Source organism: Pseudomonas sp. SDO524_S393, assembly GCF_054071875.1.
The window spans coordinates 42002-57415 of the sequence record NZ_JBSVVZ010000041.1; the positions used below are offsets into that span (position 1 = coordinate 42002).

The window sequence follows — 15414 nt, forward strand, 5'->3', positions numbered from 1 at the left end:
GAAGCGGTCCAAGCCATGATTAAACAACGCACTCTGAAGAATATTATTCGTGCCACAGGTGTAGGTCTGCACTCCGGGGAGAAGGTATACCTGACCCTCAAGCCTGCACCTGTCGACACCGGCATCGTGTTTGTGCGTGCCGACCTGGACCCTGTGGTGCAGATTCCTGCTCGCGCGGAAAACGTTGGCGAAACCACAATGTCGACCACGTTGGTCAACGGTGACGTCAAAGTGGACACGGTGGAGCACTTGCTCTCGGCCATGGCTGGCCTGGGCATCGATAACGCCTACGTCGAGCTCTCCGCGTCCGAAGTCCCGATCATGGATGGCAGCGCTGGCCCCTTCGTATTCTTGATTCAATCTGCCGGCCTGGAAGAACAGGACGCAGCGAAGAAGTTCATTCGCATTCTGCGGGAAGTGACAGTAGTCGATGGCGACAAGCGCGCCACCTTCGTCCCGTTCGAAGGCTTTAAAGTGAGCTTTGAGATCGATTTCGATCACCCGGTATTCCGTGACCGCACCCAAAGTGCAAGCGTGGATTTTTCCAGCACTTCGTTCGTAAAAGAAGTCAGCCGCGCCCGTACCTTCGGTTTCATGAGTGACATCGAGTACCTGCGCAAGCATAACCTCGCACTCGGCGGCAGCGTTGAAAACGCCATTGTGGTCGACGCGGATGGTGTACTGAACGAAGACGGCCTTCGCTACGAAGACGAATTCGTGAAGCACAAGATCCTCGATGCAATCGGTGACCTCTACCTGCTGGGCAATAGCCTGATAGGCGAGTTCAAAGGCTTCAAGTCGGGCCACGCCCTTAACAACCAGCTGCTGCGCAAGTTGATTGAGCAGACAGACGCTTGGGAAGTCGTGACCTTCGAAGATGCCAGCACCGCACCGATCTCTTACATGCGTCCCGTTGCGGCGGTGTAAGTAACAACTCTCTTTCTTTAGTTTTGAAAGGCCACCTTCGGGTGGCCTTTTTTTATTTGTGTGCGCCGCTCCCACAGGTTGACCTCATAGGGCGGTGCTCTGTTTAGGGTTCATAAAGCCGTCGCGTCGACGATCCGGTTGCGGCCCGTGTGCTTGGCCTCATACAACGCCTGGTCGGCACTGAGCAGCAAGGCTTCCAGGGAGAGACGGCTGCGTTTGTCCCAGGTACTCAAGCCAATGCTCACTGTGACCGGCGGCTCTTCGGCCGCCACGCGGGGCAAGCGTTCGACGCTGCAACGGATATGCTCGGCAATCACCCAGGCGCCCTTGGCGTCGGTGTGCGGGAGCACCACGGCAAATTCTTCCCCGCCATAACGCGCCGCCAAATCGGCCGGGCGGCGAATATTGTCGACGATCACCTGAGCCACACTGCGCAGCGCTGCATCGCCGCCATGATGGCCGTGGCGGTCGTTGAACGCCTTGAAATGGTCCACGTCGATCATCAGCAGGGTCAGCGGCTCGGTGGAACGCTGGGCACGGTCCCACTCCAGGCGCAGGCGCTGGTCGAGCACGCGGCGGTTGGCCAGGCCGGTGAGCGCGTCGGTGCCTGCCAGTTCTGACAGCACTTGCTCGGCGTGGTGGCGTCGTCGCAGCTCCATGCACAGCATCCAGGTCAGCCACAGCAGTCCGGTGCACAGCACGCCCGTGGCAACCCCCACCAGCAAGGCCGCGCGCCGCCATTGGGCAAAGATCTCGTCGCTGGACAGCGCCACCACCACGATCAACGGCAAGTTACCCACCGTGGAGAAGGTGTAGAGCCGTGGCTGGTGGTCAACGCTGGAGACGCCTTCGAAGCCGCCGTCACCTTCATGCAGGATGCGCAGCACGTTCGGGCGCTGGCTCAGGTCCTTGTCGATCATGTCCAGTTCCAGCATCGGGTGCTGGGCCAACAGCACGCCCTCGCGGTTGATCAGGTTGATGGTGCTGTTGGTGCCGATGTTCAGGCTGCTGAACAACTGATGGAAATACGACAGTCGCATGGACGCCACGGCCACACCCTGGAAATGTCCGTCCGGGGTCGAGATTCGACGGCTGAACGCGATGCGCCACTGGTCATCGCACACGCAGCGCGCCATGAATGGTCGGCTGACGAACAGGCCTGCGTCAGGGTTTTTGCGATGGACCTGGAAATAGTCCCGGTCGGCAAAGTTGCCGGTCTTGGGGGTCAGCAAGGAGGAGTCGGCGATCACTTCTCCATTGGCGTCCAGCAACAGAATATCGCCCTTGTACGGCGCGGCGGCGGAACGATCGAACAGCACCAGATGACGAATGCTTGCAGACACGCCCTGCAGGTCGCTGCGCTCGGTGGCGGCGATCAGGCCCTTGAGGGCCATGTCGTACAGCTCGACGTTGCGCAGCACATCCGCATCGATCAACTGGGTGATGTTGTTGGCCGAGCGCTTGGCGGTCTGCAAGGTATTGGCATGTTCGCGGATCATCAGCGCGGTCACGATCGCCACGATCAGCAAGACCGTGAGGCAACTGCCCACAATCAGCAGGCGCTCGGGACGACGGGTAGGGCGGGCGAGGCTTGGGCTCATCGGGCACACTTTTGCGGCATGGATGCCAATAGCGTAGTAGCTGCACGCTCTTGTGTGTGCCCGCGAGAACCAATCAGAACAGGCTGACGGGGTAATCCACGATGACGCGGTATTCATCCACATCCCGATCCACCGCAGAATAGCCATCGCCACCCCGGTTGGTCGCCCATTGCAGGCGTACCGCCAGGTCCTTGGCTTGGCCACCCTGCACCACATATTTCAGGTCGATGTCCCGTTCCCAGTGCCTGGCATCCTTGCCATCGGCGCTGTACCAGGCGCTGTAGCCACGGCTGTCGGGATCGACCTTCGTCAAGTCGGTCTTGCCGCTGATGTAGGACACGGCAGACGTCAGGCCGGGCAAGCCAAGGCCGACGAAGTCATAGGCGTACTTGAGTTTCCATGAGCGCTCGTTGGGACCGTTGAAGTCCGAATACTGCTGGGAGTTGTCCAGGTAGATGCTGTCGCCCTGGGTGACGTAGTCGAACGGGGTATTGCCGTTGACCCGTTGGTAGGTGGCGGTCACGTTGTGGTTGCCCACGCCCACGCTGAAATGCAGGCTGTAGGTGTTGTTGTCGATCGCCCCCAGCAGCGACTGGCCGGTGTCCTGCGTGTGGTAGTAATGCAGGCCCGGGTTGAGACTGATCAGGTCGTTCAGTGCGTAGGTATAGTCCAGGTCGTAGTAGTACTGGTGCCACACGTCCTTGAGTTCGGCGGCGTAGAGGTTGCTGGTCAGCCCTGGTACGCCGCTGAACGACACGCCGGCCCAATCCAGGTGCTGGCTGTCGGTGTGAGCCGGCAGTGCGCCGTAGCTGGTGCCGATGCGTCGGTGACCGCTCTGGTTGTAGAGCTTGGTGAAGCTGGCCTGGCCACCTTCGAACAGCCAACCATCGAGGCTGTGGTTGCTCAGGCTAATTCCACGGAAGGTCTGGGGCAGCATGCGGGTCATGCCGCCGGCGATTACCGGATTGTTGAGAAACAGGTCGCCGGCCTTCAATTCGGTGTCCAGAGCCCGCACTTTCAAGGTCCCGCCCGCTGTGGAGAACGCGCCAGGCGCTTTGCCGTTGCCGCCGCCGTAGGGAAGGATGCTGGAGCCATCGGTGCCGCCGCCGCCGTCGAGCTTGAGGCCGAGCATCCCGTGGGCATCCAGGCCGAAGCCGACCGCACCGGGGGTGTAGCCGGACTCGAAGAGGCCGAGAAACCCTTGGCCCCACTCTTTACTGTCATCGGTGTGCAGGTCGCGACGGTCGCGGTTCATGTAGTAATTGCGGGCGTTGATGTTGAGGTGAGCGCCTTCGACGAAACCGTCGGCGGGGGTGGTGTCTGCCGCGTGGGCAAGGGGTGCGATCGTTGCGGCTACTGCGAAAAATAACGGGGTGAACGTCAGTGAGTTCTTCACCGGTGAAGCTCCTTGGGTCAATCGGAAACGGCCAGTGTCGTGGGCGTGCCTGGCCTTTTTTACGGCAAAAAAAAGCCGCTGAACTCAGCGGCTTTGGCACAGATCCCCAGCGTAGAGCCCTGGAAATATGTCGAGGGAAATTCGGGTAAGCGGGAAGCTGTCTTTGCCGTCGCGCTCATCGGTGCGTCAAAGTAGCGCAGGCGAGCGGTGCGAAACAGAGTGTAACAAGATAAGGACTGTTGCCCAAACCGCAACAGTCTGTGATCACTGATCGGGCTCAGACGGGCAGGGTTATCCCAAAGGTATTCCCGCCCCCGTCACTGCGCACGAATACATCGCCGCCGTGCATCAGCGCAATCGCCTTGACGATGGCCAGTCCCAGCCCATGATTAGCGCCGCTGTTGCTGCGTGACGCATCCACCCGATAGAAACGTTCGAACAGCCGTGGCAGATGCTCACTGGCAATCGCTTCACCGGGGTTGGTTACGCCGATTGCTACCTGATGGTCCTGCACGTCGATGTTCACCTGGATCACCTGCCCGGGCGAGGTGTGTTGCACGGCGTTGCTCAGCAGGTTGATCAATGCGCGGCGCAGATGGGCTTTTTCGATCTGCACTTGCGCATCGCCATAGACCTGGACCTTGACCTGGGCGTCTTCGAGGATGAAATCCAGGTAGTCGAGGGTGGTGGCCACTTCATCGGCCAGGGAGGTTTCGATCAGCTTGGTGGCCTTGCTGCCCTGGTCGGCACTGGCGAGGAACAGCATGTCGTTGATGATCGACCGCAGGCGTTCCAGCTCTTCCAGGTTCGATTGCAGCACCTCGAAGTAATGTTCCGCCGAGCGCCCACGGGTCAGCGCCACTTGGGTCTGGCCGATCAGGTTGGTCAGCGGCGAGCGCAATTCATGGGCGACGTCGGCGTTGAATGACTCCAGCCGTGAATAAGCCTGCTCGACCCGGTCGAGGGTGGAGTTGAACGAATTGACGAACTGGCTTAGCTCCGGCGGCAGCGGCGACAGTTGCAGGCGTCCGGAGAGCTTGGGCGGCGCGAGTTTCTGCGCTTCATCAGACAGCTTGCTCAAGGGCTTGAGGCCAATGCGCGACACCCAGAAACCCAGCAGCGCGGCCAGGACCACGCCGACCATCGCGAGGCTCACCAGCGCCACCAGCAGTTGGTGCTGGGTGGTGCGGAAGTTCTCGGTGTCGATGGCGATCATGAACCGCAGCGGCGGGCGCTGATCCTTGGCCGGGAACTGGCTCACCAGCACCTTGAGCGGGTACTCGCGCCCGGGCAGGCGCAGGTCGCGTTTGCCGGTCTGCCCTTGGGCGAAGGCGCGGATCTGTGGGTCGGGGTTGCCGTACTCGTAAGTCGGGTCGCTGCTCACCACCCAGAAGCGGATGCGCTTGTCTTCTTCGCCGAGCAACTTGAGCTTGGCGGTGATCTTGGCCCAGTGGTCCGGCGTGCCGAAACGGTTCACAGAGGATTCCAGTACGCTGTAGCGCGCGTCCAGCTCGGCACCCGGCAACAGGCCCAGGCCGCGGTCCACCTGCTGGTACAGCGCACCGCCGATCAATACGAAAATCAGCAGCGCCACCAGCGTGAACATACCGCTCAGGCGCAGGGCAATGGAGTTAGCCGACACTGCGATTCTCCAGCACATACCCCATGCCACGGATGGTGTGCAGCAGCTTGGTGTCGAACGGCCCGTCGAGCTTGGCGCGCAGGCGCTTGATCGCCACTTCCACCACATTGGCGTCGCTGTCGAAATTGATGTCCCAGACCATCTCGGCAATGGCCGTCTTGGAGAGGATTTCACCCTGGCGCCGCGCCAATACGCTGAGCAGCGAGAACTCCTTGGCGGTCAGATCCAGACGCGTGCCGTTGCGACTGGCCTTGCGGCTGATCAGGTCGATCCACAGGTCGGCGACGGTGACCTGCACCGGCTCATGGCCGCCGCTGCGGCGCGTCAACGCTTGCAGGCGCGCCACCAGTTCCAGGAAGGAAAACGGTTTGCCCAGGTAATCGTCGGCGCCTTCGCGCAATCCACGAATGCGGTCTTCGACGCGTTCGCGGGCGGTGAGCATGATCACCGGCGTTTGCTTGCGTGCGCGCAGGGCGCGCAGGACGCCGAAGCCATCGAGGCCGGGCAGCATCACGTCGAGCACGATCACTGCGTAATCGTTTTCCAGTGCCAGGTGCAGCCCTTCGACACCTTCGCGGGCCACGTCGACGGTATAACCCTGTTCCGTCAGGCCGCGGTGCAGGTAGTCCGCGGTTTTTTCTTCGTCTTCGATAATCAGGACGCGCATGAGCCTTTTGCTCCAGGGCGGGGCCTTGGCCTCACTGTGTGGTTGCCAGCTCGAGCGCTGGTTTGGGCTTATGGAAAAACTTCTCAAGGTACAAGTATATGACCGGCGTGGTGAACAGCGTCAGCGCCTGGCTCACCAGCAGGCCGCCGACCACTGCGATCCCCAGCGGTTGGCGCAGTTCGGCGCCGGCGCCATAGCCGAGCATCAGCGGCAGGGCGCCGAGCAGCGCGGCCAGGGAGGTCATGATGATGGGCCGGAACCGCGTGATACAGGCTTCGAAGATCGCGTCATGGGGCGTCAGCCCCCGCGTGCGCTGGGCCTCCAGGGCGAAGTCGATCAGCAGGATGCCGTTTTTCTTCACGATGCCGATCAACAGCACCAGGCCGATCAGCGCCATGATCGAGAAGTCCTGGCCCAGCAGCCACAGCATGATCAATGCGCCCAGGCCCGCCGACGGCAGGGTCGAGATGATGGTCAGCGGGTGCACGAAGCTTTCATACAGCACCCCGAGGATGATGTAGACCGCCACCAGCGCCGCGAGGATCAGCCAGGGTTGGCTGGCCAGCGAGCTCTGGAACGCCTGGGCCGCGCCCTGGAAGTTGCCGATGATCGATGTCGGCATGCCGATTTCGTTTTTCGCCTGGTTGAGCAGGATCACCGCGTCGCCCAGGGCCACGCCGGGCGCCAGGTTGAACGACAGGTTGGCCGCCGGGAACATGCCGTCATGGCTGATGGACAACGGCCCGACGGTGGGCGGGTCGACCTGGGCCAGCGCCGACAACGGCACCATTTCGTTGGTCAGCGGCGAGCGCAGGTAAAAGTAATTCAGGCTCTCGGCCTTGCCCCGTTGGTGCGTATCCAGCTCCAGCACCACCTGATACTGGTTGATCTCGGTCTGGAATTCATTGACCTGGCGCTGGCCGAAGGCGTCGTACAGCGCCTGGTCGACGTCGGTGGCGGTCAGGCCGAAACGCGCGGCGGCGCGTCGGTCGATGGTGATATGGGTAATGCTGCCGCCCAGTTGCAGGTCGTTGGAAATATCGCGAAACGCGGGGATGGAGCGCAGTTTTTCGGTCAGGCGCTGGGTCCAGGTATTGAGCGTCGCGCCGTCGTTGCTCTTGAGCACGTACTGGTACTGGCTGCGGCTCGGGCCGGAACTGAGGTTGATGTCCTGGCCGGCGCGCAGGTACAGCACGATCCCCGGCACTTTGGCCAGCTTGGGCCGGATGCGGTCGATGAACTGGCTGGCGGACACGTCCCGGTCACCCCGGGGCACCAGGGAAATCCAGAAACGACCGTTGGCGATGGTCTGGTTGCTGCCCGTCACGCCGACCGAATGGGAGAACGCCCGTACGGCCGGGTCTGCCTTCATGATTTCGGCCAGCGCCTTGTGCTTGGCGACCATGTCCGGGTACGACACATCCGCGGCGGCTTCGCTGGTGCCGAGGATGAAGCCGGTGTCCTGCACCGGAAAAAAGCCCTTGGGGATAAACACGTAGCCGACCACCGCCAGGACCAGGCTCAGCAGGAAGATCCCGGCCATGCTGCGTTGGTGCGCCAGGGCGCGGCGCAGGGTTTTTTCGTAGCCGGCCAGCAAGCGTTCGCCAAAGCCGGGTTGGTCGTGGGGACGATGGCTTGGGGCTTTCATGAACAGTGCGGCGAGGGTCGGCGCCAGTGTCAGCGACACCACCACGGAAATCAGAATGGTCGAGGTGGCGGTCAAGGCGAACTCCTTGAACAGCCTGCCGACCACGCCGCCCATGAACAGCAGCGGAATAAAGGCCGCCACCAGCGACACGCTGATGGACACCACGGTAAAGCCGATTTCGCTGGCGCCCTTGATCGCCGCCTCACGCTTGTCCAGGCCGGTTTCGAGATGGCGATGGATGTTCTCCACCACCACGATCGCATCGTCCACCACAAACCCCACGGCCACCACGATGGCCACCAGGGTCAGGTTGTTCAGGCTGAAGCCCATCACGTACATCAGGGCAAAACTCGCGATCAGCGACACCCCCAGCACACTCGACACAATGACGGTGGCCGACCATTGGCGCAGGAAAATCGCCATGACTCCGACCACCAGCAGAATGGCGATCAGCAGGGTCATTTCCACTTCGTGCAACGAGGCGCGGATGGTGGTGGTGCGGTCCATCAGCACGCTGACCTGCACCGACGCCGGCAGCATGGCTTCCAGGCGTGGCATTTCAGCCTGGATGCGTTCTACGGTCTCGACGATGTTGGCGCCCGGCTGGCGGGTGATCACCAGGTTGACGCCGGGGGTGTCGACGGCCCACGCCTGGACGTAGGCGTTTTCCGAGCCGTTGACCACTTTGGCCACATCCCGCAGTTGTACGGGCGCGCCGTTCTTATAGGAAATGATCAGGTCGCCGTATTCGTCCGGGTGAAACAGTTGGTCGTTGGTGGCCAGGGTCGACACGCTGTTCTTGCCGTACAGCGCACCCTTGGCCAGGTTCAGGCTCGATTGCTGGATCGCCAGGCGCACATCCGCCAGGGTCAGGCCGATGGCCGCGAGCTTGTCGGGCGATGCCTGTACCCGGATGGCCGGGCGTTGCTGGCCGGTGATGTTGATCTGGCCGACGCCGTCGACCTGACTGAGTTGTCGCGCCAGCAGGGTTTCCACCAGATCGCTCAACTCTGTGCCCGGCATATCGTGGGAGCTGAAACTGATGATCAGTACCGGGCTGTCGGCCGGGTTGACCTTGCGCCAGGTCGGCAGGCTGGGCATATCGCTTGGCAGTTTGCCGGCGGCGGTGTTGATGGCGGCCTGCACTTCCTGTGCGGCGGTGTCGATGCTTTTGTCGAGGGTGAACTGCAAGGTCAGCAGGGTGGAGCCCAAGGCGCTGCTGGAGGTCATCTGGGTCATGCCGGGGATGGCACTGAATTGCACTTCCAGCGGTGTCGCCACCGAGGACGCCATGGTGTCGGGGCTGGCGCCGGGCAGTTGGGCCGTCACCTGGATCGTCGGAAATTCCGCTTCAGGCAGTGGGGCGATCGGCAAGCGGGGGAAGGCAATCAGCCCCAGCAACACGAGGGCGAAGGTCAGCAGCAGGGTGGCGACCGGACGGTCGATGCACCAGGCGGAAACCGAGCCCCGCGACGTCATGGCTGCACCTTGGCGTCGGCGGTCTGGATCAGCTGGGGCGGCTCCTTGAGAATTTCGATCTGGGCACCGGCCTTGAGCCGCGACTGGCCATCGCTGACCAGTACGTCGCCGACCTGGATGCCTTTGAGAATATTGCGCTCGCTGTCCTGATACAGCACCTGCACCGGCACGATTTCGACCTTGTCACCTTTGACGCGGTACACGAAGTGCGAATCCAGGCCGCGTTGCACCACGTTCGGCGGCACGGCGAGGGCGTTGCGGTCGAGGGCGGTCTGGATCTTGATCGTCACCAGTTGGCCCGGCCAGAGTTTTTGGCTGCCGTTGCTGAACTCGGCCTTGGCGCGGATGGTGCCGGTGGTGCTGTTGATCTGGTTATCGATCAGGCTCAGGCGACCTTTGCCCAGCAGGTCGCTTTTCTCGCTGTCAGTGTCGGCCCCCAGGAAGGCATCGACGCTGGCGGGGTAATTGGCGGAAACCAGGCCCTGCAGTGTAGGCAGCATCTGCTGTGGCAGTGAGAACTCGACGGCAATCGGGTCGATTTGCGTCACCGAGAACAGCCCCTGGGTGTCGCTCATGCGCAGGAAATTGCCTTCATCCACGGTGCGAATACCCACTCGGCCCGTCACCGGGGAGCGAATTTGTGTGTAGGACAGCTGCACCTGGGCCGAGTCGATGGCGGCCTGATTGCCCTGAATCGTGGCCTTGAGCTGGTTGACCAGAGCCTGCTGCTGGTCGTAGGTCTGTTTGGACACGCCGTCATCGACGCTCAGTTCCTTGTAGCGCTTGAGGTTGACCTGCGCCACCTGCAACTGCGCCTGGCTTTCGCCGAGTTGCGCCTTGGCCTGATCGAGGCTGGCGCGGATCGAGCGGTCGTCGATGGTTGCCAGCAGGTCGCCGGCCTTCACCAGTTGCCCTTCCTTGACCAGCAGTTTGGTGAGGATGCCGTCGATTTGAGGACGGATCACCACGCTGTGCAGCGACAGCACCGAGCCAATGCCCGTGACGTAGCGCGGCAAGTCCTGCTCCACGACGCTCATCACCCGTACCGGTACGGCCGTCGAGGCCACCAGCCTGGTTTTGGCGGGCCGGGTCAACGCCCAGGCCACCACCGCCAGTACCAGGAGGACGCCCACGATCAAGACCGTTTTTCTTCTAAGAGTGTGCATGCCGTAAGACGCCAGGATCAGGAGTAAGGAGATGGGAGGGTATTTATAGCGCGCGGACCCGGTCAGTAAAGTGACCGCTATCTGACGGCGGTGTCAGTTAACGCCTTTTCATCCGTACGACGCTGGTTAAAGTGGGCAGGGCCGCAGGTATACTGCGCGCCAGCGTGGCCCGCAAGCCGGTCCCTCTCCATTTTTTGAACGCCCCGGAGCTTCCATGACTTCCCCGACACAACCCCCTTCTGACGCGGTCGACATTGTCGATCCGGCCAGCGCTGAAAGCGTTGAACAAGCCGTGATCCCGGCCTTCAAGTTTCCTTTCAAGCCGGGTGAACTGGCCGGCGCCAAAAGCGCGGCCCAGCCCTGGTACAAAAATGGCGCGAAGAATGGCCACACCAAGACGCCGGGCATGGCTCCACCGGGTACCCGCCGTTCGATGGGTAAACGCTGAGAGTAATAGGCCGCAAGTCGCAGGGGTGATTGCCTACAACTTCCGTTGATATTTCCACTTGAAGGCCCGCGACCCTTTCTTGAAAGCTTGCACAGCCTCCGCTCTACCACGGCGCCCGATCATCGGGGTTGTGGGGCGATGAGGCTGGTCTTTCCGGAAAAGGACGTTTCCCGTGGCTCTTATACACAGGTGTGTATTGTTCGCCTTATGGCTGGTGGCCGATGTGGTGGCTGCCAGTGATTCTCCGCAGCGCGACATCCGCTTTGCCGTCGCCGCGCAGTTTCCTCCCTTTCAGAGCCGTAACCAGCAAGGGCAGTTGGTCGGCCTGAATATCGAGCTGGGCAATGCCCTGTGCGAACAGCTCGACGCGCGCTGTACCTGGGTGGACCAGGTGCTGGTAGAAAACTTTCCGGCCCTGGAGGCCCGACAATTCGATGCGATCATGGGCATGGCGCCCACGTCGAAAAGACGGCAATGGGTGAACTTCACCGCCAATCTCTATCCCTTCACTACGCACCTGGTAGCGCGCAAGACCTCCGGTCTGATGCCGACCGTGCGCTCGCTCAAGGGCAAGTGCGTCGGTGTACTGCTGGGCAGTAACCGCGAAGCCTTCGTACTGTCGCAGTGGGCGCCGAAGGGCGTGCGAATCAAAAGCTTCTGGCTCAATGCCGAGCTCATCCGCAGCCTGCTGGCGGGCGAAATCGACGCAACGCTGCAAGGCACTGTGGAAATCCGTGAGTTGCTGCTCGACACCGCCGGCGGCGACGATTTCGACTTCCTGGGTCCCCCCGTGTCGGCCGATCTACTGGGCGATGGCGTGGCGATTGCGCTGCGCAAACCCGACACGGCGCTGCTCAATGAGCTCAATGGCGCCCTTGAGCATTTGATGCAGAACGGCGAATACCAGCGGATCGTCCAGCGCTATCGCCTGGACGCCGCACCTGCAAGGCTTTAGGCGCGTAAAGGCTACGCTGCGCGCAACGGGATAAACGCATAGTTGGCCGGCACGTCGGTGGCAATCTGCGCCCCGGCATCGAGCACCTGTTCGGCGATATCCACGCCAGATACATGAAACACCCATTCATGGGCCGTTGCGGGTTGCGCGACCGCCAGTTCGATCGCCTGGGCAAATGCGCCCATATCCGGCAGGTACGCGGTGAACCCGTCGCCCTTGAGCGCCGTGGTGCGAATGCCGAGCAGGGCGCACACCGCGTCCTTGGTCTGCACATCGTCACGGTCGGCCTGACGTGAACGGCGGATCAGCTCCGCCAGTTCGGCGTCCATCAACTCACCTCCCACGATCAGCGCCGGGCCCTGTTCCCAGGACTCCGGCGGGCAGTCCTTGGCGCCCGGGTTCAACGGGATGTGCGGATTGATCTCCATCGGGTAGATACGGCACACCAGCGGTCGGCGTTCGTAGATGCGGCAACGGTTGTCTTCGTCAAGATTCCGGCAGCGTCCGGCATTGAAGGCGGCAAAGGTGATTGCCACGAACGCCTCGGTATTGCCGCTGGGCACCCGCACCGACCGGCGTTCGGCATGCTCGCGCTGTTGCACCGGCAACCCCAGGCCATTGCCCAGGAAACCTTCCACCAGCACGATGACGTTACCGCCATCCGCCGCCCACTGGCGGGCTTCTTCGAGGGTCAGGGGAACATGATGGTCAGAGCAGCACTTGCCGCAACCAACGCAGGAAAAATGAGTGTTCATGGAGGATCTGTCACCAGGCAAGGTCAGAGGGCACTCGTGAGCGGTGACGGGTTTTTTACCTCTGTCCAGCGCTCGCGCTCTCTGGAAGCAAGTTATGCGCCAGTGCCTGTCAGTCCTGGGTAACCCGATCACGCAGGACAAATACCATTCCCGCGCTTTCATACAATTGCCGTGCGCGCAGGTTGCTCTCCAGTACCTTGAGGTCCACGTAGGGCTCGCCGCGTTGCTTGAACACATGGAAGGCATGCAGCAGCAGGGCACGGCCCAGCCCCTGGCCCTGGGCGCAAGGGTGCACCGAAAGATTCTTGATGAACGCGCTGGTCCAGCATTGCGCCACGCCCAGAATGCCGTCGGCGTTGCTGGCGACCAGGCACAGCGTGGGGTCGAACTCGGCATCGGTGACGAACTGCTGTCGCCACTCCTCCAGACTGCCGACGCGGCCACCGCCCTGGTCCTGGGTCATGCGCAGTACCGCGTGAATGGCTGGCGCCAGTTCAGGGCGGTAGTGATCCAGCCGGGTGTGCGCCGGCCATTGTGGAGCCGGCAGGCTGCCGTCGAGGTGACGGCGCAGCAGTTGGAAGTAGTCAGCCAATGATTACAGGCCCTTTTGCGCCACGGCCTGGGCCGCGACCACCAGGCATTTGGTCAGGTCGGGTGAAGAGAACTTGGTCAGCACCGCATCGGCGCCCGCCAGCCGGGCCTTTTCGCTGTTCATCGCGCTGTCCAGCGAGGTGTGCAGCAGCACGTAGAGGTTCTGGAAATCCGGAGTCTCGCGCAGGGTGCGGGTCAGGGCGTAGCCGTCCATTTCCGACATCTCGATGTCCGACACCACCACGTTGATCTGCTCGGCGGTGCCTTGCAGCTCCAGCAGTACGTCGATGGCTTCCTTGGCGCTGCGCGCGGTGTGGCATTGCAGGCCGAGGTTGCGCAGGGTGTGCACCGACTGTTGCAGCGCCACCTGGCTGTCGTCCACCACCAGAATGCGCGCGTTGCCCAGCACTTCGGCTTCTTCCATGCTCAGGTCGGTGGGGGCCGCTTCGATCTGGGCCGGGGCGATGCCGTGGATGACTTTTTCAATGTCCAGCACTTGCACCAGACCGCCTTCAACCTGGGTGACACCGGTGATGAACGCGCGGTTGCCGCCGGAGCCATAGGGCGGTGGGCGAATGTCGGTGGTCAGGCAATGCACGATCTTGCTTACCGCCTGCACATGCAATCCCTGCTTGGAACGGCTGACATTGGTGACGATCAGGCAACCACCGTCCGGGTCCTGCAGGGGCATTTCACCCAGGGCACGGCTCAGGTCAATCACCGACAACGAGGCACCGCGCAACGTGGCGATGCCTTTGACATGGGGGTGGGACTCCGGCAGCCGGGTCAGCGGCGGGCAGGGAATGATTTCACTGACTTTGAGCAGGTTGATCGCCATCAGCTTGCCGCTGCGCAAGGTAAAGAGCAGAAGCGAGAGTGAGTCTGCGCGGGCTTTGGTGGTGGACATAAAAACCTTCTGTGAATCAGGGATGACGATCTATGGAAGGTTATCGACTTGGGGGAGCCAGGCTTTAACCCGATTTCGCTCCCACACAAGCGGGCTCCCACAGGGGATTTATGTCAATCCTTCCAGACTTGCGGGTTCACCAGGTCCTGGGGGCGCTGGCCCAGCAAGGCGCTGCGCAGGTTGTCCAGGGCACGGTTAGCCATGGCTTCACGGGTTTCGCTCGTCGCCGAGCCGATATGCGGCAGGGTCACCGCGTTGCTCAATTGGAACAGCGGCGATTCGGCCAGCGGCTCCTGCTCGTACACGTCCAGCCCGGCACCACGGATACGCCCGTTTTGCAGGGCTTCGATCAGTGCCGGTTCGTCCACCACCGGCCCCCGGGAAATATTGATCAGGATCGCGCTGGACTTCATCAGCCCCAGTTCGCGGGTGCTGATCAGGTGGCGGGTCTTGTCGCTCAATGGCACCACCAGGCACACGAAGTCCGCTTCGGCCAGCAGTTGGTCAAGGCTGCGGAACTGCGCGCCCAACTCGTGTTCCAGTTCGGTCTTGCGGCTGTTGCCGCTGTACAGGATGGGCATGTTGAAACCCAAGCGACCGCGCCGGGCCACGGCTGCGCCGATATTGCCCATGCCGACGATGCCCAGGGTCTTGCCGTGTACGTCGCAACCGAACAGTGGCGCGCCGACACTGGCTTTCCACTGACCGGCCTTGGTCCAGGCGTCCAGCTCGGCCACGCGTCGCGCGCTGCTCATCAACAGGGCGAAGGCCAGGTCGGCGGTGCTTTCGGTCAGCACGTCCGGGGTATTGGTGAGCATGATCCCGCGCTCGTTGAAGTAGGGCACGTCGTAGTTGTCGTAGCCTACCGACACGCTGGACACCACCTCCAGCTTGCTCGCACCTTCCAACTGCGCGCGGCCGAGCTTGCGACCCACGCCGATCAAACCGTGGGCGTGGGGCAGGGCTTCATTGAACTGGGCATTGATGTCTCCGCGCTTGGGGTCGGGCGAGATCACCTCGAAATCCTGTTGCAGGCGTTCGATCATCTGCGGGGTGACACGGCTGAAGGCGAGGACAGTCTTTTTCATTGCAGGCGGGCTCATCGACTACGGAAGATTGCCAAGCACGCTAACATTCCTCGTTACGATTGTCAGGACACCACCAGTCCAAAATGGGCAGTGGCCCTTGTGGGAGCTGGCTTGCCTGCGATAGCGGTTTGCCTGATACACCGC

13 protein-coding genes are annotated in these 15414 nt (G+C 62.0%); 3 read left to right on the plus strand and 10 right to left on the minus strand.

Annotated features, from left to right (window positions below):
- Positions 1 to 15 precede the first annotated feature (15 nt).
- On the plus strand, positions 16 to 927 hold the full coding sequence (gene lpxC, locus ACW9IB_RS18485) for a UDP-3-O-acyl-N-acetylglucosamine deacetylase (protein WP_457414819.1): 912 nt from the start codon (positions 16 to 18) through the stop codon (positions 925 to 927).
- 110 nt (positions 928 to 1037) lie between these two features.
- On the opposite strand, the gene ACW9IB_RS18490 is transcribed toward lpxC, so the two are convergent.
- The 6 genes from ACW9IB_RS18490 to ACW9IB_RS18515 all read right to left on the minus strand — a co-directional run bounded on the left by ACW9IB_RS18490 (position 1038) and on the right by ACW9IB_RS18515 (position 10526).
- On the minus strand, positions 1038 to 2528 hold the full coding sequence (locus ACW9IB_RS18490) for a diguanylate cyclase (protein ID WP_457369046.1): 1491 nt from the start codon (positions 2526 to 2528) through the stop codon (positions 1038 to 1040).
- 73 nt (positions 2529 to 2601) lie between these two features.
- Positions 2602 to 3924 (minus strand): OprD family porin, encoded by a 1323-nt coding sequence (locus ACW9IB_RS18495; RefSeq protein WP_457414821.1) that lies wholly within the window; start codon positions 3922 to 3924, stop codon positions 2602 to 2604.
- A 277-nt stretch (positions 3925 to 4201) separates the two neighbouring features.
- Positions 4202 to 5566, minus strand: a complete 1365-nt coding sequence (locus tag ACW9IB_RS18500; RefSeq protein ID WP_457369044.1) for a heavy metal sensor histidine kinase — start codon at positions 5564 to 5566, stop codon at positions 4202 to 4204.
- Positions 5556 to 6233: a heavy metal response regulator transcription factor gene (locus tag ACW9IB_RS18505; RefSeq protein ID WP_457369043.1), complete on the minus strand. Its 678-nt coding sequence runs from the start codon at positions 6231 to 6233 to the stop codon at positions 5556 to 5558. The genes ACW9IB_RS18500 and ACW9IB_RS18505 overlap by 11 nt, the downstream gene beginning before the upstream one ends.
- A 31-nt stretch (positions 6234 to 6264) precedes the next feature.
- Complete coding sequence (locus ACW9IB_RS18510) at positions 6265 to 9360, minus strand: multidrug efflux RND transporter permease subunit (RefSeq protein WP_457414823.1); 3096 nt, start codon at positions 9358 to 9360, stop codon at positions 6265 to 6267.
- On the minus strand, positions 9357 to 10526 hold the full coding sequence (locus ACW9IB_RS18515; RefSeq protein ID WP_457414824.1) for an efflux RND transporter periplasmic adaptor subunit: 1170 nt from the start codon (positions 10524 to 10526) through the stop codon (positions 9357 to 9359). The genes ACW9IB_RS18510 and ACW9IB_RS18515 overlap by 4 nt, the downstream gene beginning before the upstream one ends.
- A 214-nt stretch (positions 10527 to 10740) precedes the next feature.
- On the opposite strand from ACW9IB_RS18515, the gene ACW9IB_RS18520 reads away from it, so the two are divergent.
- Both ACW9IB_RS18520 and ACW9IB_RS18525 read left to right on the plus strand, forming a co-directional pair.
- A complete protein-coding gene (locus ACW9IB_RS18520) occupies positions 10741 to 10974 on the plus strand; it encodes a hypothetical protein (RefSeq protein WP_457414825.1) in 234 nt (77 codons plus the stop codon).
- 172 nt (positions 10975 to 11146) lie between these two features.
- Positions 11147 to 11929, plus strand: coding sequence for a transporter substrate-binding domain-containing protein (locus tag ACW9IB_RS18525; RefSeq protein ID WP_457414827.1), 783 nt, complete (start codon positions 11147 to 11149; stop codon positions 11927 to 11929).
- Between the two features lie 11 nt (positions 11930 to 11940).
- On the opposite strand, the gene ACW9IB_RS18530 is transcribed toward ACW9IB_RS18525, so the two are convergent.
- From ACW9IB_RS18530 to ACW9IB_RS18545, 4 genes are all read right to left on the minus strand, one after another.
- On the minus strand, positions 11941 to 12684 hold the full coding sequence (locus tag ACW9IB_RS18530; RefSeq protein ID WP_457414829.1) for a YkgJ family cysteine cluster protein: 744 nt from the start codon (positions 12682 to 12684) through the stop codon (positions 11941 to 11943).
- Positions 12685 to 12793: 109 nt separating this feature from the next.
- A complete protein-coding gene (locus ACW9IB_RS18535; RefSeq protein WP_457369037.1) occupies positions 12794 to 13276 on the minus strand; it encodes a GNAT family N-acetyltransferase in 483 nt (160 codons plus the stop codon).
- Positions 13277 to 13279: 3 nt separating this feature from the next.
- Positions 13280 to 14182: a chemotaxis protein gene (locus ACW9IB_RS18540; RefSeq protein WP_457414831.1), complete on the minus strand. Its 903-nt coding sequence runs from the start codon at positions 14180 to 14182 to the stop codon at positions 13280 to 13282.
- A gap of 113 nt (positions 14183 to 14295) precedes the next feature.
- Complete coding sequence (locus ACW9IB_RS18545) at positions 14296 to 15270, minus strand: 2-hydroxyacid dehydrogenase (RefSeq protein WP_457414832.1); 975 nt, start codon at positions 15268 to 15270, stop codon at positions 14296 to 14298.
- Positions 15271 to 15414: the final 144 nt, after the last annotated feature.

Excerpts from the sequence above, each read along its gene's own strand:
- ACW9IB_RS18515 (WP_457414824.1), bottom strand. The coding sequence starts at position 10,526 with ATGCACACTCTTAGAAGAAAAACGGTCTTGATCGTGGGCGTCCTCCTG.
- ACW9IB_RS18540 (WP_457414831.1), bottom strand. The coding sequence starts at position 14,182 with ATGTCCACCACCAAAGCCCGCGCAGACTCACTCTCGCTTCTGCTCTTT.
- ACW9IB_RS18545 (WP_457414832.1), bottom strand. The coding sequence starts at position 15,270 with ATGAAAAAGACTGTCCTCGCCTTCAGCCGTGTCACCCCGCAGATGATC.
- ACW9IB_RS18510 (WP_457414823.1), bottom strand. The coding sequence starts at position 9,360 with ATGACGTCGCGGGGCTCGGTTTCCGCCTGGTGCATCGACCGTCCGGTC.
- lpxC (WP_457414819.1), top strand. The coding sequence starts at position 16 with ATGATTAAACAACGCACTCTGAAGAATATTATTCGTGCCACAGGTGTA.
- ACW9IB_RS18520 (WP_457414825.1), top strand. The coding sequence starts at position 10,741 with ATGACTTCCCCGACACAACCCCCTTCTGACGCGGTCGACATTGTCGAT.
- ACW9IB_RS18490 (WP_457369046.1), bottom strand. The coding sequence starts at position 2,528 with ATGAGCCCAAGCCTCGCCCGCCCTACCCGTCGTCCCGAGCGCCTGCTG.
- ACW9IB_RS18530 (WP_457414829.1), bottom strand. The coding sequence starts at position 12,684 with ATGAACACTCATTTTTCCTGCGTTGGTTGCGGCAAGTGCTGCTCTGAC.
- ACW9IB_RS18505 (WP_457369043.1), bottom strand. The coding sequence starts at position 6,233 with ATGCGCGTCCTGATTATCGAAGACGAAGAAAAAACCGCGGACTACCTG.